Origin of the sequence: Kribbella solani (assembly GCF_014205295.1) — a bacterium.
GTDB lineage: Bacteria > Actinomycetota > Actinomycetes > Propionibacteriales > Kribbellaceae > Kribbella > Kribbella solani.
This window is the reverse complement of sequence record NZ_JACHNF010000001.1, coordinates 1,398,634-1,419,052: the sequence shown is the minus strand read 5'-3', so window position 1 is coordinate 1,419,052 and position 20,419 is coordinate 1,398,634. Positions and strand designations below refer to the sequence as shown.

Here is a 20,419-nt window from a genome sequence, read left to right as displayed (position 1 = left end):
GGATTCCTTATCGAGCGACGTTGAACCAGGTCCGCAGCTTCGGGACCCGGCTGAGGAGGAGCTGATCGAGGACCAGGGCCGCGACCAGAGTGATCCCGAACAGCGGCAAGAAGAGCGCCAGCGCGACGACCAGTACGGCCAGCGCCGGCGTGGCGCGGAGCGGTAGCCGGCCGCGCGGCGCACCGAGCGACTTGCCCTTCGGACGGCGGCGCCACCACATCAACGGTCCGCTGACAGACATGAAGACGACGCCGAGACAGAAGACCGTGGTGAGCCAGAAGTTGACCGTACCCAGCCGCCTGCCTTCGTGCAGTGCGATGCCCTGCGCGACGACCTTCGCCAGCGCCGGGTAGTCGCTGTAGCCGTACGTCGAGACCACGCGGCCGCCGTACTGGTCGACGTGCAGCGTACGTTCCTTGCCGGGGTCGTCGAAGGCGTAGCCGATCGCCGAGAACACACCCTCGTCGTCGGCGGGCAATGCGATCGTCATCGGGCGCCGCAGTGCGTTCCGTACGCCGACCTCGACCGCGGTGTCGACCGTCGCGATCGACTTGGTCCGGTCCGCCGGGTTGGAGCGCGGAACCTCGGTCTTGCCCAGACCCCACGGCACGGTGTGGCTGTGTGGGAGGGACTCGTCGAGCGTCGAGGTCGGGTTCGAGAGCGCGCCGGGATCCTGGCTCCAGAACGAGGTGCCCTGTTGGGTCGCGAGCTCCTGCGTCTTCGCGCCCCAGAACCCGGTCCACGGCAGGCCCGACACGATCAGGAACAGCAGGCCGGCGCCGAGCACCGCGCCGGTCCGGCCGTGCCGCGATCGCAGCACCGCCCCGGCCGCCCCCGCGGCACGCCGCCGCGCTCGCGCCACCCGGCCACGGAAGAACAGGTAGTAACCGGTCAATGCCATCACGATCGCCCAGCAGGCCGCGATCTCGATCACGTAGTCGCCCCACCGCCCGGCCAGCAACTCGCCGTGCAGCAGGATCGCCGCGCCCGACAGCGTCGTGTCCGGGTCGAGCGATCCGAGCACCTTGCCTTCGTACGGATCGACGAACACGTCGCGGGAGCCCGCGGGCGTGGAGACGGAGAACACCGTCGAGCGATCCGGGCCGGACGGCTCGGTCATCGACACCACGGTCGCGTCCGGAAGCGCCTGGCGGACCGCGCCGAGCTGCGCCTCGTACGGCTGCGCGACCAGGCCCGCGGGCTGCTCGACCTTCATCACGTCCGCATGCAGCACCGGTTCCAGCTGGAACCGGAACAGGTAGATCAGACCGGTGACCGCCAGGATCAGCACGACCGGGATCACCAGGAAACTCGCGTAGAAGTGCCACCGCCAGAAGGCACGGAACAACCCGGCCCCGGGCGCCGGCTGCCGCACTTCGCTCACAACCCCACTCCTTCTCCACGCTGTCCGGACAAGGAGTCGGTCGGGGGCCGCGATCAGTTCCAGCAGCTCGATGTGGCGTGCGCCACAGTCCCGTTCAGCAGGCGTACGCGCGGGGTGCTTTCGGGGCACCTGCGATCATGGTGCGGTCATGAGGCACAGCTGGGGATTCCGGGTCGCGCGGGCGGTCACGTTCGCGGGTACGTCGGTGCTGCTCGCGATGCTCGGTCACGTACTGATGTCCGGTACCGCGGTGCCGTGGTGGGCGACGGTGATGTCCTTCGCCTGGATCGCCACCGCCGCCTGGATCGTCGCCGACCGCGAACGCGGCATCCCGTTCGTGATCACCAGCACGCTGGTCTCCCAGGCCGCCTTGCACACGGTGTTCAGCCTGGCCCAGTCCATCACCCAGCCGAGCTCACACACCAGGTCGGGCATGGGTCGCGGCACCGGCATGTCCGAGATGTCTGGCATGTCCGGCGAGCACGGCGGCATGGCGCACGCGCACCACATGTCCGGTGCCGCGTCGGCCGGGATGTTTACGGCTCACGTGCTGGCCGCGCTCGTGTGCGGGGTTTGGCTCGCGTACGGCGAGCGGGCCGCGTTCAGCATCCTCCGGTCGTTGGCCACCCGGCTGCTGTCACCACTGCGACTGCTCGCGGGCCAACAGCTGACCGAGCACCGGCCGAGCATCCGGCCGGCCAGTTCCCCGCGGCCGCTCCGGGACATCCTGCTCGTCCACGCCATCACCTCCAGAGGTCCACCAAGAGCACTCGCTGTCAGCTGACAGCAAGCACCACCCGGGCGAAGCGTGACCACCAAACGGCATCCACCGCCCGGGTACAGGCATGCCGTCCGGCATCGCCTCTCCGCTCACCGGCGGCCACTCATGCAGTCAGCCGCCGGACCCTGGACTTCCGAAGGATCAAGTCATGGCTTCTGCCTTGCTGGACCCGACCGAGCTCGCGCTCGCCGCCCGTAGCGGCGATCGCACCGCGCTCGACAGCTTCGTTCGTACGTTGCAGCGTGACGTCCGGCGCTACGTCACCGCGCTCAGCGCCGACCCGAACTCGGCCGACGACCTCACCCAGGAGACCTTCCTCCGTGCCCTGAAGAGCCTGCACAGGTTCGAGGGCCGTTCGTCGGCGCGTACCTGGCTGTTGTCGATCGCCCGCCGCACTGTCGCCGACGACCTGCGCCGCAAGGCCTCCCGTCCGCGGATCGCCGACCGCGACTGGCAGCGCGCCGCCGAACAGTCCCAGCCGACCCAGCTCCCCGGCTTCGAGGAGCGCATCGCGCTGGCCGAACTACTTGACCAGCTCCCCGCCGGCCGGCGTGAGGTGTTCGTACTTACCCAGTTGGCCGGCGTCCCGTACGCCCAAGCCGCAACCCACCTCGGCTACCCGGTCGGCACCGTTCGTTCCCGGGTCTCCCGGGCCCGAACCGACCTGGCCGACCTGCTCGCGGCCTGAGAGCAGGAAGCGGCCGCCTCCCGTAGGTTCCGGGGGCGGCCGCTTCCGGGGACATCGCCGGTTCACTGGCTCACTTATTGGGTCACTCACTGGCTCACCGGCGCCTCCGTCGTGGCTGGGGCCGGCTTCGGGGTGCGGAGCCAGACGACCGTGGCGATCGCGCCGGCGGCGGCAATCACCGCGGCGCCGATCAGGGCGGCGGAGTAGCCGTTGGTCAGGGCCGGCAGGTTGCCGAGCTGGTTGGCACCGTTGCTGGAAGCAACTGCCGTGATCGCGGCCAGCCCGAGGGCCGAGCCGATCTGGTAGCTGGTGTTGACGATGCCGGATGCCAGGCCGCCCTCTTCCGGACGGGCCGAGGACAGCGCCAGACCGAGGCTGGGGATGAAGGCGAGCGACATACCCGCCGCCGCGACCAGCGACGCCGGCAGGACGTCGACCCAGAACGAGCCGTTCGACCGCAGCAACGACAGCAGGATCAGGCCGGCAGTCAGCACCGTCATGCCGGTGACCAGGGTTCGCTTCGGACCGATCGCGTTCATCAACCGCGGGGCGACCACGATCATGCCGAGCATGATGAACGTCGTCATCGGCAACAGTGCCGAACCACTCGGGAACGCGCTCAGCCCGAGCACCTGCTGCAGGTACAGGTTCAGGAAGAACCACATCGGCACCCAAGCCGCACCGAGCAGCAACTGGGCCACGTTCGCCGCGGCCAGGTTCGGGTTGGTGAAGATGCCGAGCCGCATCAGGGGCGTACTCCGACGTGCCTGCGATGCGACGAATGCGGCCAGCAGCACCACCGCCGCCAGTCCGACCAGCAACGTCTGCGCGGACGACCAGCCGGCCTCAGGCGCCCGAACGATCGCGTAGACACCCACACCGAGTCCGGCGGTCACCAGCAGCGCGCCGAGTACGTCGACCGAGCCCTTCGTGGCGGTTGCCCGCGGCATCAGGTACGGAGTCGCGGCCAGCGCGAGTAGCGCGATCGGGACGTTCAGGAAGAACACCCACGGCCAGGACAGGTACTCGGTGATCACTCCGCCGAGGAACACGCCCGCGGTGCCACCCGCCGGTGCCGCCGCGCCGTACAGGGCGATCGCCTTGGTCAGTTCCTTCGGGTTCGCGCCGAACAGCATCATCAGCAGGGTGAGCGCGGCCGGCGCGATCAGCGCGGCGCCGACGCCCTGGATCGCGCGCCCGGTCAGCTCGGCGCCGACCCCACCGGCGAGGCCGGCGACGACCGAGCCGGCCAGCAGGACCGCCCACCCGGCCGCGAAGATCCGGCGCGCGCCGAGCAGGTCGGACAGCTTGCCGCCGAGCAGCAGCAGCCCGCCGAACGCGACCACGTACGCGTTGAACACCCAGGACAGGTTGCCGGGCGAAAAGCCCAGGTCGGCCTGCATTTTCGGGAGTGCCACCCCGATGATCGAGGTGTCCATGATGACCATGAACTGCGCCGCGGCGATGACCGCGAGCGCCCACCACCGCCGACTCACCGGCGGTGCGGAATTCGTACTCATATTTACCCCTTACCCGTACAGGGTATCGGCGCGAGGCGCGCGATCCCTGGGAGTTGATCCGTGGAAACGATGGATACCCTAGGGGGGTATCCGGGAAAACACAAGTCCCTTCTGAGCGAGACTGGGAAGTGGAGGGAGGGTGCTCGTGACCGAGACAGCGACGCGGACGCGGACGCCGTGGTACCGGCGGGTGTGGACGGCCGTGTCCCTGCTCATCCTGATCGCGGTCGTCGAGTACATCGTGCTGCCCAAGCTCGCGCTCGCCCGCGAGTCGCTGCACCGCGTGGAGCAGCTCAACCTGAGCTGGGTACTGACCGCGGTCCTGCTCGAAGCAGCCAGCCTGGTCAGCTACTCGCTCTTCACCCGCGCGCTGGTCGCGCACAAGCACGTGAAGTTCTTCTGGATCCTGCGCTCGGACCTCACCGGGTACGGCGTGAGCCACGTGGTGCCCGGAGGCGCCGCCACCGCGACCGCACTGCGCTTTCGCCTGCTGGTGTCCGGCGGGGCCCGGCCCACCGATGTGACCGCGACCGTCACGGCAGAGGCGATCGGCTCGCCACTCGCGCTCGTACTACTCGCCTGGCTGACCTCCATCCCGGCGGTACTACTACGGCAGGTCACACCGGCGTACCTGACCATGTTCCTGATCGGACTGGTTGCACTTGTCGCCGGCCTGCTCGCCGTACGGCAGCGATCCAGGATCGAGCGGCTGTCCGCCCGCGTGCTGCAGGCGACGCTCGACCGGCTCCCGGACCGGGTCCGGCCGTGGATCTCATCGGTGACCCACCGCATGCGCGATCTCCTCGCCGACCGGGAGGTCCGCAAGGCGTTCCTGATCTGGGCCACGCTGAACTGGCTGCTCGACGCGGCAGTTCTGTGGACCTTCTTGGCCGCGTACGGGTACGTGATGCATCCCGTACCGCTCCTGCTCACGTACTGCGCCGCGAACCTGGCCGCCGTCATCCCACTGACCCCCGGCGGAATCGGCGTGGTCGAAGGCATCGCCGTCTCCACCCTCATCGGGTACGACGTGCCGGCGCAGACCGCACTCCTCGCGGTACTGTCCTGGCGCCTGATCCAGTTCTGGGCGCCGGTCCCGATCGCGGGCCTGACCTACCTGAGCCTGCGCGCCCAAACCGGCAGGCCCAAGCCGAAGAGCTGAGTCAGCCGCCGTAGCCGCGTTTGAGCAGGAACCGGGCGCCCGCGGTGTATCCCTTCGGCGTCAGCAGCGTGAAGCCGAAGACGTCGGCCAGCGTGTTCGTCGTGTTGAACGCGACGGCGACCGCGAGGGCATCCGAGAGTTGGGCGGCCGTCGCGCCCGCCGACAAGGCAGTCCGCAGGTCCGCGGCGGTGATGTTGCCGGTACGCACCAGGACGCCGAGCACGCGGAGCGTCGCGCGGAGTGGTTCCTCCAGCGGCGCCGACTCGAGGTCCTCGAGCGTCGCGGTCACGCGTGGCGCGTCGTCGTACGCCTGGGTCGCGGTGGCGGTGTGGGCGCCGATACAGAACGCACACTCGTTCACCTTCGACACGTACGCGGCCATCAGCTCGCGGTCCGCGACGGACCAGCCGGACGGACCGCGCATCGCCTGCTGCGTGAACGCCTTCGCCGGATTGCCGTAGAAGTCGGAGCGATAGAACGTGATCTTCGCGGCGTCGGGCAGCGCATGACCGGAGAACAGGCGGATGACCGTGAACAGCGCCTTGTTGCCCGCGCTGTAGCCGTGATTGAGGATGTCAAGACGCATCGGAGGTTCCCTCCCCCGTCGCCTCGGCAAGCGCGGCCAGCCCGGCGTCGTACAAACGGGTCGACTTGCCGACCGCGGCACAGACCACCAGCTCGAAGAGCTCGTCCTCGCTCAGACCGGACGCTTTGGCCGCCTGCAGGTCGCTGTCGGTGACCTGGGCCGGGCGGTCGGCGACCTTGTCGATCAGTACGCCCAGCGCCGCGGGTACGCCCTCGTTCGCGAAGGCCTGGGTACGCGACTCCACCGTGGACTTGCCCTCGCCGCGGACCACGCGCTCCTCCAGGGCTCGGTGCAGCGCTCGTTTCTCGTCCGGCACGACTCCTCCTATCATTTCTCAGCCTGCTGTAAGCCTGCGCGTGCTTACCATGCTTTGACTACCTGGGGAGGCCTCGTGCGGGCTACAAAAGTACTGGCGGCGGGAGTACTCGTACTGGCTTTGGTGACCGGTTGCCAAAGCTCACCTGGAGCAAGCAGCACCGCGCCGGACACCAGCGACGGGCACGACGAGATCGGCAGCAACCAACCCCAACTGGGCAGCAGCGACTGGCAGATGCACGACAGCCAGGTGGCCGGCCCGATGGAGCTCGCCGGGTACGCGGACCACGTCAGCGTACGCAGTGGCGAACCGTTCCGCTTGTTCGTCACGTCCTCCGCGGGCGCGTACACGGTTCGTGCCTTCCGGATCGGCTGGTACGCCGGCGCCGGCGCGAAGCTGATCTGGACCTCACCGAGCGTCCCCGGCAAGGCGCAGCCGCAACCGATCCTCACCAAGGACAGGATGATCACCGCGGCCAACTGGTCGCCCACGCTCACCGTGCAGACCAAAGGCTGGCCGGCCGGTAGCTACCTCCTGTTGCTACGGGCCACGAACGGCAAGGAGAAGTACGTCCCGCTGGTGGTCCGTTCGGACAGGGCCCGCGACGCCGTACTGATCGTCAGCGGCGTGAACACCGACGAGGCGTACAACGCCTGGGGCAGCTACTCGCTCTACCACGGCCCCCGCAAGTCGGCGGCCAAGAGGTCGTTGATGGTCACGTTCGACCGCCCGTACGACCTGAACGGCGCACGCGGCATGCTGACCGACAACGTGCCGCTGGTCCAGCAGGCGGAGCGCAGCGGCGTACGGCTCGCGTACGCGACGAGTGTCGATCTGCAGGCCGACCCGGGCTTGCTCAAGGGCGCCAAGGCGATCGTGTTCGGCGGACATGACGAGTACTGGACGCTGCCGGCCCGCGCGGCCATCACCAGGGCCCGGGACGCCGGGACGAACCTGGCGTTCATGGGCGCGAACTCGGTCTTCTGGCGGGTGCGGTACGGGCCGGACGCGCACGGTGCGAACCGGATCATGATCGGGTACAAGGACGCGAAGCTCGACCCGTCGCACAATGCGCCCGACACGACCGTGCACTGGCGCGCGGCGCCGTACCCGGACCCGGAGAACTCGCTGACCGGGATGCTCTACGAGTGCTTCCCGGCGAAGGGCGCGTTCACGGTCCTCGACCCGAACTTCTTCCTCTTCACCGGGACCGGCGCCGGGGCCGGATCGGCGTACGCCGGGCTGATCGGCGACGAGGCGGACCGCGCGTACCCGATCGCCGGAACGCCCGCGAACCTACAGGTCGTCGCCCACTCGCCGATCACCTGCGGGCCGAAGCACACGATCTCGGACGCGAGCTACTACACGGTGCCGTCCGGGGCCGGCGTGTTCACCACCGGGACGATCGAGTGGGTCCGCGCACTGCAGGGACCGGACCCGGAAAACAACGTCGGCCAGCCGTCCGTGGACTTCGCCCGGCAGGTGACCCAGAACCTGTTCAAGGCACTGGCCGAAGGCCCGCTGGGCCGCAAACACCCCGCCGTCGGCAACCTCCCGAGCCTCCACAACCAGGCCTCCACCTCCACCGGCACCGGCGGCCGCGTCGGACCCTCCAAGGGCCCGGTCCACCCCTGACCCGCGCAACCCTCCAGTTGAGCGGGTGTCCCCTCAACTGCAGGGTTGCCCCCTCGAATTCCGAGGGGGCAGCCCTACGCTTCAGGGGGCAAGGTCTTAATGGCCGGGGGTCGGCTGGTTCTGGTTCGGGTTTTGGTTGGAGTTCGAGTTCTGGTTCGAGCTCGAGTTGTTGTTCGCGTAGCTGCCCAGGACGCGGTCGGGTGGGGTGGTGAAGTGGTCGCGGGGCATCCCCTGGAGGGCACCGCGCATCGCCGTCTCCCAGATCGGGCCGGCGGTACCCGAACCGGTCGGGTCGCTGATGTCCTGGCCGTCCAGCCGCTGACCGATCAGGTTCGTGTACGGCGGCGTCGCGTCGGCCACCACGGCGGCGGCCGCCAGGTTCGGCGCGTAGCCGGAGAACCAGACCGCGAGGTTCTTGTTGATCGTGCCGGTCTTCCCGGCCAGCGCCCAGTTGCCGAACTTCAGGTTCCCGCCCGTACCGCCCGGCTCCATCACCGCGCTCAGCACCCGGTTCACGCCGTCCGCGACCCACGGCTCGAGCACCTGCTTGCACGCCTGCGCCGGCGTCGAGATCGACTTGCCGTTCTGGTCGGTGATCCCGGTGACCAGCAGTGGTTCGCAGTGCACCCCGCGCGCGGCGAACGTGGCGTACGCGTTCGACAGCATCAGCGGCGTCACGTACCCGACCCCGAGGGTGAACGACACGACCTGGTCGAGCGGTTTCAGCGTCTGCGCGTTGTACATGCCGAGTTTGGCCGCGATGGTCGCGGGTGCGCACAATCCGGTCTTTTCGGACAGTTGCAGGAAATACGTGTTCACCGAGTACCGGGCACCGTCGACCATGGTGAAATCGCCGCTCTTGGTCGAGTTCTTCGGCGTGTAGTTCCCGTCCCGGGTCCAGCCCTTGCAGGTACGGAACGGCACGTTGCTGAGGTCGATCTGGTCCGGTGAGTTGATCTGGTAGTCGATCGGGATCCCTTGCTGGATCGCGGCGGCGATGGTGAACGCCTTCATCGTCGACCCGTTCTGGAACCCGCCGTACCCACCCGGGTACGACTTCTCGACGTTGTAGTTGTACGCCGTCTCGTGCATCCCGTACCCGTACGGCTTGCTCTGCACCATCGCCTTGACCAGCCCGGTCCCCGGCTCGACCACCGTCACCGCGGCGATCGTGTTGTCGCTCGGTTTGCTGTGCTCGTCGATCGACTTCTGCGCGGCCGCCTGGATACGTGGATCGAGCGACGTCCGGATCGTCAGCCCGCCGGTCTTGAGGTAATGATCGCGCTGCTGCGGCGTGTCACCGAGCGCCGGGTTCTGCAGCAGTTTGGACACCACGTACTCGCAGTAGAACGGGTACGCCGAGTTGGCGCAGCCGTTCAGGATCGGGTGCACCTGGGACAGGTCGATCACGGGCGTACGCAGCGCGCGGTTCGCATCGCCGACCGAGATCACGCCGAGTTGCAGCATCCGCCCGATCACGGTGTTACGCCGGCCCGTCGCCGGTCCGGGGTTCGACACCGGGTCGTACCCGCTCGGGTTCTTCACGATCCCGGCCAGCATCGCGGACTCCGGCAGGGTCAGCTGCGACGCGTTCACGCCGAAGTAGTGCTGGGCAGCCGCCTGGACGCCGTACGTGCCGTCGCCGAAGTTCGCCAGATTCAGGTACATGTCCAGGATCTGGTCCTTGGAGTATCGCTGTTCGACCTCGATCGCGTACCGGAGCTCGGTCAGCTTGCGCTGGTACGTCAGCGCGGTCGCGGCGCGCTGGTCCGCCGGGGTCCGCGCGTTCTCCAGCAGCGTCATCTTCACGTACTGCTGGGTGATGCTGGAACCGCCCTGCACGGTCGTACCGTCGGCGCGGTTGCGGATCATCGCCCGCAGCGTGCCCTGCAGGTCCAGCGCGCCGTGCTGGTAGAACCGCGAGTCCTCGATCGCGACGATCGCGTGCCGCATACTCGGGGCGATCTGCTTCAGCCCGACCGGTGCCCGGTTTTCCTCGTACAGGTTGGCGATCAGGCTCCCGTCGGCGGCCAGGACCCGGGTGCGTACGTCCGGCGCGCCCGCGATCAGCCGCTCCGGCAGACTGGTCAGCGAGTCGACCACCCGCTCGGTCCCAACCCCGGCCAGACCGACGATCGGCACCACCAGGCCGGCGGCGAGCGCACCGGCGAGTGCGCTGATCCCCAGGAACCTGGTCAGCGCCCGAATTCCCCCGCGTCCACCCTCGCCGGTTGTCGGCACCCATCCAGGCTAACCCCAGAACTCAAGGAACGCGTGCGTCTCTCAGCGTCCTCTAATCCATTGCCCAGATTGGTTGCCCAGATTGGTTGCCCAGGTCGGTTGCTCAAGGCAACCACGCTGGCCTATGCCTCCGGCAAGGGCGTTCCGCGCTCGTCCGGAGCGGCCGCGAACACCGACGGCTTGTCCTTCAGCAGCGCCCGCCAGCGGTTGAAGAACAAGTTGAGCAGTACAGCGGTCACCGCCGCCGCGCTGATCCCCGAATCCAGTACGACGGCGACACCGGACGGGAACTTGTCCCAGAAGTGCGGCCGGGCGATCGGCACCATGCCCATCCCGAGCGACACCGCGACCACCACCAGGTTCAGATTGTCGGCGTACTCGACCCGCGAGAGCGTCCGGATGCCGCTGGCCGCGACCGATCCGAACAGCACGATCCCGGCCCCGCCGAGCACCGGCGCCGGAATCGCGGCGACGACCCGGCCGAACAACGGCACCAAGCCGAGCAGTACCAGCACTCCCCCACCGGCCGCGACCGCGAACCGGGACTTGATGCCGGTGATCGCGACCAGTCCGACGTTCTGCGCGAATGCGCTCGCGGGGAACGCTCCGAAGACAGGCGCGACCGTAGTGGACAGCATGTCGGCGCGCAGCCCGTCCGCGACCCGCTTGTGGTCGACCGGCGTATCCACGATCTGCCCGATCGCGATCAGGTCGGCCATCGTCTCGGTCATGATCACCAGTACCACGATCGTCATCGCCACGATCGCGCCGGCGTCGAACACCGGCGTACCCAGGCCGAACACCGGCGGCAGCGACACCACCGGGCCGTGGCCGACCGCGCCGAAGTCGGCCTTGCCCCACGGGATCGCGACCAATGTGCCGGCGATCATGCCGATCAGGATCGACAGCCGGGACACGAAGCCCTGGAAGAGGCGGCTGATCACCAGGATCACCAGCAGTGTCAGTCCGGCCAGCGCGATGTTGCCCGGATCGCCGTACCCCTTGGCGCCGACGCCGCCGAGCGCCCAGTCGAAGCTGACCGGCAGCAGCGAGATCCCGATCACCGTGATGATCGTCCCGGTCACCACCGGCGGGAACAGCCGGACCAGGTGCGCGAAGAACGACGACAGGATCACGCCGATCACCCCGGCGACGAGGATCGCGCCGAACACCGGCCGGACGCCGTCGCGGGAGGCGATCGAAACCATCGTGGACACACTCGCGAACGAGATGCCCTGCACGATCGGCAACCTGGCCCCGAACGGCCCGAGGCCCAGCGACTGCAGCAGGGTCGCGAGGCCGCTGATGAAGATGCCGGCGGTGATCAGCAGGCCGATGTCGGGCGCGGACAGACCGGCCGCGGCGCCGACGATCAGCGGCGGTGCGATCAGGCCGCCGTACATCGTCAGGATGTGCTGGGTGCCGTAGACGAGCAGCTGCCCGAACGGCAGCCGTTCGTCTTCCGGCCGGAGCGGGGTGGACGCCATGCCTGCCTCCAGACAATTCCGCCTTACGGAAGGAAGATTCCGAGTAGCGACAGAGTGGCACACGCTCCGCGGCGCGTCAACGGTTTGTTGAAGTCAGACCAGCGTGGTCCAGTACGACCAGAATCGCGCAGTGATCAGGCCGGCCACAACGGCTGCCCAGCAGGTGAGTACGACGCCGTGCATCCGCGCGGCGCCCAGGCCGATCCGGGTGGTTCGCAAGTTGTGCAGGCTGACGTACCAGAAGATCGGGATCGTCACCGCCCAGACACCCATGCAGTACGGGCAGAGCGCGCCGATCCGATACAGGCTCTGGAAGATCAGCCAGTGCACGAACACCACGCCGAACGTCACGCCCGCCTGGAGACCCAGCCAGAACCACCGCCGGAACCGCGCGCCGGCCAGCAGCGCGGCGCCGACGGTGGTGACGATCGCGAAACCGGCGATACCCAGCAACGGGTTGGGTACGCCGAACGCCTCGGCCTGGTCGGTCGACATCACCGAACCGCACGACAGCACCGGGTTGATGCTGCACGACGGGACGTAGGACGGATCGCGCAGGAGCGCGATCTTCTCGACCGTCAGCACGCCCGCGGCGATCAGCCCGGCCGCACCGCCGAGCAGCAACAACCACGCCAGACCGCGTTCACCCGGAGCGCGGCTACTTGAGTTCGGCATCGATGCTCGTGACCAGGTCGTCGATCGACTTCGGCTCGAGCTTCTTGCCGTTCAGGAAGAACGTCGGCGTCCCGGTGACGCCGAGCGCGTCCCCGTCGGCGACATCCTTCTTGATCCGCTCCAGGGTCGCCGGGTCGTTGTACTTCTGCTCCCAGGCGGCGACGTCCAGGCCGAGCTCCTCCGCGTACGCGCGGAAGCGGGCGTCCGCGGGGACCTGCTGCTCGCCCCATTCGGTCTGGGTGTCGTACATCTTCCGGTACATCGCCTCGAACTTGCCCTGCGCGGCCGCCGCCTCGACCGCGCGGGCGGCGCGCTCCGCGTTGAAATGACTCTGAATCGGGAAGTAACGCACGACGAACGTGACCTTGCCGTCGTACTTCGCGCGCAACTGCTCCACGGCCGGGAACGCCGCGCGGCAGGCCTCGCACTCGAAGTCGAGGAACTCCACGAAGGTGACCTTGCCGTCCTTCGCCTCGTTCAGGCGATGACTGTCCGCGCGTACCAGCCGTTCGTCCGTCGCCGCGGCGGCATCCTGCACACCGCCGTCACCACGGCCGTTCAGTACGAGCAGTACTCCGACGACTGCGGCGAACGCGACCGCGATACCGATCGAGATCCGGGCGTTGGTACTCATATCCTGCTGTCCTTTGCTGAAAGGGGAAACCGACGAGACATGAATCAGTGGTGGCCGAAAGCTCGTTGAGCTCAGCCACTCGAGACATGCGTCGGCCTACCTGCGCACCACGCAGAGTTCAGCCAGCGAAGGACCTGCGGACCAGGCCGGTCCGGCAGTGATGCGCGGCGACGGACGTTGCCGCGCCAGCACGTACGCGACCAGGCGCAACGCTTTGGCCGCCAGCACCAATCCGAGCGCCATCGAGGCGCCCACCAGTACGACGAACAGCAGATGAGCGTGCTGCTCGACCTCCGACGCCGTGGACGGCACCTCGCTCAGGTCCACGTGCAACGGCCCGACGAGCTGGACCGCGGCACTCTGCCCCGCGACCGCCCCGGCACCGGCCGGCTCCGAGGCCGCGCCGTGAAACGCGCACACCGCGACCAGAGCAGCGAGCAGCACCGCCGCACGCGTCATCAGCCACCGGAGTCCGTTCATCTCGACGCCAACCCTAGCCAACTGACGCAACCGGTGGCCTGGCACACTCTCCTGGTGTGCCGCCCAATCTGCTCGGGTTCGCGTTGATCAACGGGTTCACGTTCGGCGTGGATCTCGGCTTGCTCACCACACTTCGGTCCGGCTTGCACGTACCGCTCTGGCTCGCGATCACGGTCGCGTACTGCTGCGCGTTCGGGCTGAGCTACGTACTCAACCGGGCGTTCAACTTCCGTTCACATGCACCGGTCGGCCCGCAGCTCGGTACGTACGTGATCGTTGTCATTGTCAACTATCTGGTGCTGATCCTCGGCCTCGGCGCCGGGTTGTCGTACCTCGGCCTCGAGTACCACCTGTCGCGCATCCTGGCCGGGCTCTGCGAAGGCGTGTTCATGTACTGCGCGATGCGCTGGCTGGTGTTCCGCGACCGTCAGCCGGCCGCCGAGGGTACGACCGTGTAGCCGTGCGCGCGGATGGCCGAGTAGCTCTGGTCGCGGATCTCCGGTGTCGGGAAGGTGGCCACGACCCGCTTGGTCTCGAGGTCGAACGTCGGTGCTTCGACGCCGAACTCCGCGACCGCCTTGGTGATCGTGTTGACGCAGTGATGGCAGGTCATGTCCGGGACCTCGAAGGATGTTTCGGACATGCTGAGCTCCGTTTCGGTTGGCGTGCTGGTGGTCAGGGTGACGACGTCGAGCAAGCGCGTGAACGTGTCCACGTACGCGGCGGCGAGTGCGGTCAGCAGGCTGACGCGGTGACCGTTGAAGAACTGCGGCGGGTGGGCCAGGCAGCGCGGGTGCTCACCGGCTTCCAGGGCCGCGTACTGCTCCGCGCTGGGGTCAGGGTTGTCAGTCGTGTGGGCGGCCGCGATCCGGGCGTCCTTCATGACCCGAAGCGCCGCGACCGAGTCGGCCGAGTACGTGACGCGTCCGCCGAAGCAGATCAGCTGCACGGGGATCAGACCGCGTCGGTACGTGGACGCCTGCAAACCCCAGTGCCACGTACCGGCGACTGTTGTGAAGATCCCGCTGTCGCGTAGCACGGCAGCGAACGACGCGGGATCGGCGTACGGCGTGCGGTCGGCCAGGTACGCGTGCTGCACCAGCACCCGGGCGGCGGCTTCGACACCACTGCGCAGAATCTCGCGTGGGACCTTGTCGGTCGTGACCTCTGCGAGCAGGTCACGATTGGCGTCGTTGACCGTACGGCCGGCCAGGTCGGCGTCCAGTTTGTGCCACCACGCCAGCGTCGCCTCACGGGCGACGATCGGCACGACCGGGCCCAGCGACCCGCTGTAAGCGACGTTGGAGACGCCGTCGCTGTCGGTCCACGTGATCCGGTTCGTCGCCGCTGTCACCAGCCAGGGCGGGCAGTCCGCGAGCCGTGTCCGGAGGAACTCGGCCCGCTCGCCTTCGAGCGCGCCGATCGGCTCTTCCCGGTAGTCGATGGCTACGGGCGCACCCGTGGCCGGAGTGTCGAACAGCTCGTGGGCAAGCTCGACGAGTACGCGCGCGGCCGACGTACGGCTCGTCGTCCCGGCAGGTACTGGTTCAGCGGTCACGACGGGCTCCTCGGCTCGACGGCACAGCACTTCCGATGCTAGGTAGCCGGGCCGGGAGCCGCGCGCCTACTCAGCGTGTCGGCGGCCGTAGTCGCGGAGCCGGAGGCTGTTGTGGGTGACGAACAGCGAGGAGAGCGCCATCGCGCCGGCCGCGATCAGCGGATTCAGCAGCCCGGCCGCGGCGACCGGGAGCGCGGCCACGTTGTACGCGAACGCCCAGATCAGGTTCCGGTGGATGGTCTGCCGGGTCTTGCGGGCCAGGCCGATCGCGTCCGGGATCACGCCCAGGTGGTCGCGGACCAGGACGATGTCCGCGGACTTGAGCGCGATGTCCGTACCGGTGACGACGGCCAGGCCGAGGTCCGCGGTGGCAAGCGCGGCCGCGTCGTTGATGCCGTCACCGACCATCGCGACCCGACGACCATCGGCCTGCAGCTCGGCGATCACACCGGCCTTGTCCGCGGGCAGCACGTTCGCCCGAACATCCTCGATCCCAAGCCCTGCCGCGACCGCCCGGGCAGCCGGTGCGTCGTCACCGGTGAGCAGAACCGTCCGCAGCCCCTGACCATGCAACGCATCAACCGCTTCACGGGCACTCGGCCGAATGTCGTCGGACAACACGATCGACCCAGCAAACACCCCATCAACCGCCACATACACAACACCGCGCCCACCCTGCCCAGCCAACCCGGGCTGCTGGGTTGGAGTGATGTCGTGGCTTGCGAGCAGGGCGGCGTTGCCGACGAGGACGTGGTGACCGTTCACGACACCGGATGCGCCCAGGCCGGGGAGGGTCTCGAAGTTTTCGACCGGGAGCAGGTCCAGACCGGCGGCACCACGTTCGATCGCGCGGGCGATCGGGTGCTCCGAGCCTTGCTCGACCGACGCCGCGTACCTCAGCAGGTCGTCGTCCCCGTCGACCCCAGTCACCGTCATCTCGCCGGTTGTCAGCGTGCCGGTCTTGTCCAGGACCACGGTGTCGATGACGCCGCTCGCCTCCAGCGCGTCCTGACCCTTGATCAGGATCCCCAGCGACGCACCTCGACCGATCCCGACCATCAGCGCCGTCGGCGTCGCCAGCCCCAGCGCGCACGGACAAGCGATCACCAGAACCGCGACACCAACCCCGATCGCACGCTGCGGGCTCGCGCCGGCCACCAGCCACGCGACCGCGACCAGAGCCGCGAGCGCAATGACCGCGGGGACGAACCACGTGATGATCCGGTCCACCGTGTGCTGAATCCGCGCCTTGCGTTCCTGCGCCCGCTCAGCGAGCACAGCCATCTGCGCGAGCTGCGTATTCGCCCCGACTGCGGTTGCGGTCAGCAACAACCGGTTGTCGAGCGTAATGCTGCCACTGATCACGTCGTGCCCGGGTTCAGCTGTCCGCGGCACCGGCTCCCCCGTGACCGCGCTCGTGTCGACGGACGCCGTCCCTTCGAGCACGACCCCATCGACCGGCACGGTCTCCCCGGCCCGCACGACGACCACATCGCCCTTGCGTACCTGCGCCGTCGGCACCTCGCGTTCCTGACCGTCAACGAGCACCCGCGCGGTCGGCGCGGCAAGGTTGCTCAAGGCATCGAACACGTCGGCCGCCTGCCGCCGCGACCGGGTCTCGAAGTACCGTCCGGCCAGCTGGAACACGGTCATCCCGGCGGCGACATCCAGGTACAGACTCCCACCGCCGAACGGGATCGACACCACCGCCCAACCGAACGACACCGCGATCCCCAGCGACACCAGCGTGTCCATACTGACGCTGCCGTGCCGGAGGTTCCGTACCGTCACTCGATGGAACGGGTACGCGGCCCAGGTGACGATCGGGACGGCGAGCAGTACGCAGACCCACTCCCAGCCGGGGAACCGCAGTCGCGGCACCATCGCCAGCATGATCGTCGCGTCCATCAAGGGGATCGCCAGCAGCATCGCGACCACGAGCCGCCGCCGGAGGGCCGAAACGCGGTCGCCGAACGACCGCCGGGTCCACTCCCCCTCGTCCTCGGTGTCCCGCACCGAGGCCTGATAGCCGGCCTTCACCACCGCGGCGACGGCCCGCTCGGCGAGCTCGGGACCGCTGCCGTGGACGACGGCGCGCTCGGTCGCGTAGTTGACGCTCGCGGTCACGTCGTCGAGCTTGTTCAGCGCGCGCTCGACCCGGTTCGCGCAGGCGGCGCACGTCATCCCGTCGACCGCGAGCTCGAGCGTGCCGACGGGACTTTCCTCAACCAGACTCACGTCAGATCCTTACCGCTCCGCTCGGCACCGGCACGCTCGGCACCGGCACGTTCGGCACCGGCACGCTCGGCCCCAGTCCGTTCGGCGCCGCCGCGTTCGGCGAGGCGGGCGAGCATCGCGTTGTACGCGTCGTGGGAATCGTCCAGCCCGGAGTCGAGGTGCCGGTCCAGGCGGCGCGCTTCCTTCTTGTCCTGGATCGCCCATTGCAGTGCGAGCACGATCACCACGATCAGCAACGGGATCTCACCACCGGCCCACGCGACCCCGCCACCGGCCTGCTGCGTCCCCGCGAGATCCCGCGCCCAGGGCAGATCGAGATGCTGGTAGAACTCCTCGCCGATGATCCCGCCGGACATCAGGATCACGCCGAAGAACGCGTGGAACGGCATCGCGGCCATGATGTACCCGAGTTTCGCCAGCGACGGCAGTTTGCGGGGCGTCTGGTCGACCCCGATCACCAGCCCGAAGTACAGGCACCCGACCAGCAGGAAGTGCACGTTCATCAGTTGGTGCGCCCAATGGAACTTCATCAACGTACCGAAGGCGCCGGTGAGGTAGAGCGCGTAGTACGACCCGATGTACAGGACGAAGACGAGCAGCGGGTGGTACAGGGCCCGCAGGAAGCGGGAGTGCAGGCCGGCGGTGATCCACTCGTACGGGCCGGGCCGGCCGTCTCTTGCCGTCGGCAACGCTCTGAGCAGGAGCGTGAGCGGACCCGCGAGTACGAGCGGAATCGGTGCGAGCATCGACAGAGTCATGTGTACGACCATGTGGATCGCGAAGTCGGCGCCGGAGTACTTGCCGAGGCCGGAGCTGGTGACGACGACAATCAGCACCCAGCCGATCACCCAGGCGATGGTCCGGAGCACCGGCCAGTGCTCGCCGCGACGCCTGACCCGGCGGGCGGCCAGCAGGTAGCCGGTGATCGCGACGACCGCGGCCACGGCGAACAACAGGTTGGGCCGCCACTGGCCGAACAGGGTGCCGAAGGACGGGCGGCCCGGCAGGTCGAAGCCGAAGAAGATCTGGCTGACCGAGGTAGGCACGAAGAACTGCGGCGGCGGAATCCGCGTCATCGCGATCCCCGCCGCAACAAACACCCCGATCCCCGCGACAGCCAGCAATACGCCGGCCTTCGTCCATTCATGTGAATAGCTGAAGAGACCGATCGAGATGATCACCAGGCTTGCGAGGCGGACCAGTTCGAACCAGCCGGTGGCTGATGCGGTTGGCGACGAGCCGGCGAGCTTGAACCACAACAGCACCACTTCGGCGACCACCGTCACCGCCGGCAGCGCGATCGCCACCAGCTTCCACCGGGGCCGCTCCCCCACTCGCACCCGCCGACCAGTAGCCATCCGCAGCGCCTGCACCACCACCAGACCGAACAGCACCTGCCCAGCTACCGTCTGGTAGATCGCCGCGTCACTCCCGAAGTCGTGGTTCGGCCCGACCAGCACCTGCCCGACAACTACCGGCGCGAGCGAACCCAGCAGCGCGACCACCAGCACCACGCCGTACGTCACCCACCGCACCGCCAGCGCCCCGGTCACCCAAGCGGCGATCGCGGCAGCACAGGCAACCATCCACGCCCGCGCCGCGTCGCCGCCGAACATCGAGAACCCGACCGCCGACAGATCCGCCAGCCGCGACAACGGCTGCCCGTTGGAGTCAAGCGCATCCAGCAGCACCAGCAGGCCCGCACTGATCGCCCAGGTCGCGGCAGCCCGGCGGATGACGAACGGCTCGAACCACTCCGCCACCTCCAGCTGCCGCTTCGAACCGCCGCCACGGACCGGCCGCTGCCGACCGACCAGCACGGCGGACGCCAGTCCGCCTACCGTCACCAGCGCGGCCAGCTCGCAGACAGCCCGGACCACAACCGTGAGGACACTGGTCAGTCGCCCCGGATCATCCCGCGCGATCCGCAGGTAGCTGTCCGGCCCGATGACAATCGTCGTCACCACCGCGACCACTATCGCGAGCACGGCAAACAGGACCAGCAGCAACTTCAGCCAAGTGCGCGGCTGCCGCGAGGACCGCTCCACCGGTGTGACCGAACGGGTGGGGATCGTCATGACATATCAGCCAGGTGTCCTATCGAAACGTCCAGCAGCGGGCACGGGCAACAGGCCCACCCGGAAGTACGACCGAACCAGCTCCCAAGTTCCCGTCGCGCTCGTGTCCCGACTCACAGTGCGGGCGTCATCAATGCAAGCATTCCGGCCATCCCCGCGCAGGCCAACCCGTGACATCCGCACAGCACCCGATGGCCACGCGTACGCACCGCCTGGACGATCCACCACACCGCGCCCAGCGCCAGCACCACGACGACATCCCAGGTCAGCATCGTCACCCAGGCCTGCACCCCGGACGAAACGTCCGAGCCGCCGCCGTGATGCATCCCGGCCATCGCGTCCAGGCCGGCCATCCCACCGGCGGCCATCAGCGCCGGCATCGCGACCAGCATCCACACCATGCCGCCGTTCATCACCACGTGCGCGAGCGCGCCCGCCCTGGCCGCGATCGTCTCGGATCCGGCCAGGTGGTGTACGAACACGACGCCCACGCCCGCGAACACCGCCACCTGCGGCCAGGTGCCCCCGCCGAACGACGGCCACCAGACCATCACCAGCATCGCCACGCTCATCGCCACGTGGTTCAGGTCGACGATCGTCCCGATCCCGGCCCATCGCCGGGTCGCCAGCCGCGCCACGCAGTACGCGCCCGTACCCCCGAAAATGGCCGTCAGGGCAACGGCCCAACCCGTCGTCAGCATCCGCCGGCGAGCAATCCACGACCGGCCGAGCAAGCAGGCGACACGGTGAAACACCTTTCTGCGCGGATGACGGGCCATTCTTCCAAACTCACGATCTGCCGTGGAAGTTCCGGCGATTTCGGCCACGATCCGGACACGCGCGGGCACCGACAGTTGCGGTCTGGGCCAGTTTGATTACCGCTTCGCAACGAACTCCCCAGTACCCGAATTCTCTTCCTACGCTGCGAAGCAGGGGAAAGACTTCAGTACCGGCCT

General features: G+C 68.4%; 18 protein-coding genes. 5 read left to right on the top strand and 13 right to left on the bottom strand.

The window, feature by feature from the left end:
- Window positions 1-7 precede the first annotated feature (7 nt).
- On the bottom strand, window positions 8-1,384 hold the full coding sequence (locus tag HDA44_RS06180; RefSeq protein ID WP_337905666.1) for a PepSY-associated TM helix domain-containing protein: 1,377 nt from the start codon (window positions 1,382-1,384) through the stop codon (window positions 8-10).
- A gap of 148 nt (window positions 1,385-1,532) precedes the next feature.
- Here HDA44_RS06180 and HDA44_RS06175 point away from each other — a divergent pair, with 148 nt between their 5' ends.
- Window positions 1,533-2,168, top strand: coding sequence for a hypothetical protein (locus tag HDA44_RS06175; RefSeq protein WP_184832086.1), 636 nt, complete (start codon window positions 1,533-1,535; stop codon window positions 2,166-2,168).
- A gap of 145 nt (window positions 2,169-2,313) precedes the next feature.
- Window positions 2,314-2,853, top strand: a complete 540-nt coding sequence (locus tag HDA44_RS06170; RefSeq protein ID WP_184832085.1) for a sigma-70 family RNA polymerase sigma factor — start codon at window positions 2,314-2,316, stop codon at window positions 2,851-2,853.
- A gap of 86 nt (window positions 2,854-2,939) precedes the next feature.
- On the opposite strand, the gene HDA44_RS06165 is transcribed toward HDA44_RS06170, so the two are convergent.
- On the bottom strand, window positions 2,940-4,373 hold the full coding sequence (locus tag HDA44_RS06165; protein WP_184832084.1) for an MFS transporter: 1,434 nt from the start codon (window positions 4,371-4,373) through the stop codon (window positions 2,940-2,942).
- A gap of 145 nt (window positions 4,374-4,518) precedes the next feature.
- Between HDA44_RS06165 and HDA44_RS06160 the strand changes: the two genes are divergently transcribed.
- The gene (locus HDA44_RS06160) at window positions 4,519-5,535 is read left to right on the top strand and encodes a flippase-like domain-containing protein (protein WP_184832083.1); all 1,017 of its coding nucleotides are present in this window, start codon (window positions 4,519-4,521) and stop codon (window positions 5,533-5,535) included.
- Window position 5,536: 1 nt separating this feature from the next.
- Here HDA44_RS06160 and HDA44_RS06155 read toward each other — a convergent pair whose 3' ends face one another.
- On the bottom strand, window positions 5,537-6,121 hold the full coding sequence (locus HDA44_RS06155; protein WP_184832082.1) for a carboxymuconolactone decarboxylase family protein: 585 nt from the start codon (window positions 6,119-6,121) through the stop codon (window positions 5,537-5,539).
- The gene (locus tag HDA44_RS06150) at window positions 6,111-6,437 is read right to left on the bottom strand and encodes a hypothetical protein (protein WP_184832081.1); all 327 of its coding nucleotides are present in this window, start codon (window positions 6,435-6,437) and stop codon (window positions 6,111-6,113) included. Before HDA44_RS06150 ends, HDA44_RS06155 begins: the two co-directional genes overlap by 11 nt.
- 75 nt (window positions 6,438-6,512) lie before the next feature.
- Between HDA44_RS06150 and HDA44_RS06145 the strand changes: the two genes are divergently transcribed.
- Window positions 6,513-8,072: a N,N-dimethylformamidase beta subunit family domain-containing protein gene (locus HDA44_RS06145; protein ID WP_184832080.1), complete on the top strand. Its 1,560-nt coding sequence runs from the start codon at window positions 6,513-6,515 to the stop codon at window positions 8,070-8,072.
- Window positions 8,073-8,168: 96 nt separating this feature from the next.
- On the opposite strand, the gene HDA44_RS06140 is transcribed toward HDA44_RS06145, so the two are convergent.
- From HDA44_RS06140 to HDA44_RS06120, 5 genes are all read right to left on the bottom strand, one after another.
- Window positions 8,169-10,313, bottom strand: coding sequence for a transglycosylase domain-containing protein (locus HDA44_RS06140; RefSeq protein WP_184832079.1), 2,145 nt, complete (start codon window positions 10,311-10,313; stop codon window positions 8,169-8,171).
- Between the two features lie 122 nt (window positions 10,314-10,435).
- On the bottom strand, window positions 10,436-11,800 hold the full coding sequence (locus HDA44_RS06135) for a nucleobase:cation symporter-2 family protein (RefSeq protein WP_184832078.1): 1,365 nt from the start codon (window positions 11,798-11,800) through the stop codon (window positions 10,436-10,438).
- 93 nt (window positions 11,801-11,893) lie between these two features.
- On the bottom strand, window positions 11,894-12,475 hold the full coding sequence (locus tag HDA44_RS06130; protein WP_184832077.1) for a vitamin K epoxide reductase family protein: 582 nt from the start codon (window positions 12,473-12,475) through the stop codon (window positions 11,894-11,896).
- The gene (locus HDA44_RS06125) at window positions 12,459-13,109 is read right to left on the bottom strand and encodes a DsbA family protein (RefSeq protein WP_184832076.1); all 651 of its coding nucleotides are present in this window, start codon (window positions 13,107-13,109) and stop codon (window positions 12,459-12,461) included. Before HDA44_RS06125 ends, HDA44_RS06130 begins: the two co-directional genes overlap by 17 nt.
- A 96-nt stretch (window positions 13,110-13,205) precedes the next feature.
- Complete coding sequence (locus HDA44_RS06120) at window positions 13,206-13,589, bottom strand: hypothetical protein (RefSeq protein WP_184832074.1); 384 nt, start codon at window positions 13,587-13,589, stop codon at window positions 13,206-13,208.
- A gap of 56 nt (window positions 13,590-13,645) precedes the next feature.
- Here HDA44_RS06120 and HDA44_RS06115 point away from each other — a divergent pair, with 56 nt between their 5' ends.
- Window positions 13,646-14,047: a GtrA family protein gene (locus HDA44_RS06115; RefSeq protein WP_202887206.1), complete on the top strand. Its 402-nt coding sequence runs from the start codon at window positions 13,646-13,648 to the stop codon at window positions 14,045-14,047.
- On the opposite strand, the gene HDA44_RS38430 is transcribed toward HDA44_RS06115, so the two are convergent.
- The 4 genes from HDA44_RS38430 to HDA44_RS06095 form a co-directional block, all read right to left on the bottom strand.
- Window positions 14,017-15,147 carry a cation transporter gene (locus HDA44_RS38430; RefSeq protein WP_184832072.1) on the bottom strand — a complete coding sequence of 377 codons (1,131 nt, stop codon included), beginning with the start codon at window positions 15,145-15,147 and terminating at the stop codon, window positions 14,017-14,019. The two genes, HDA44_RS06115 and HDA44_RS38430, sit on opposite strands and share 31 nt — an antisense overlap.
- A 66-nt stretch (window positions 15,148-15,213) precedes the next feature.
- Window positions 15,214-17,385 carry a heavy metal translocating P-type ATPase gene (locus HDA44_RS06105; protein WP_337905664.1) on the bottom strand — a complete coding sequence of 724 codons (2,172 nt, stop codon included), beginning with the start codon at window positions 17,383-17,385 and terminating at the stop codon, window positions 15,214-15,216.
- Window positions 17,382-19,463 carry a cytochrome c oxidase assembly protein gene (locus tag HDA44_RS06100; protein ID WP_184832070.1) on the bottom strand — a complete coding sequence of 694 codons (2,082 nt, stop codon included), beginning with the start codon at window positions 19,461-19,463 and terminating at the stop codon, window positions 17,382-17,384. Before HDA44_RS06100 ends, HDA44_RS06105 begins: the two co-directional genes overlap by 4 nt.
- Window positions 19,464-19,576: 113 nt before the next feature.
- The gene (locus HDA44_RS06095; protein WP_184832068.1) at window positions 19,577-20,164 is read right to left on the bottom strand and encodes a DUF5134 domain-containing protein; all 588 of its coding nucleotides are present in this window, start codon (window positions 20,162-20,164) and stop codon (window positions 19,577-19,579) included.
- Window positions 20,165-20,419 lie beyond the last annotated feature (255 nt).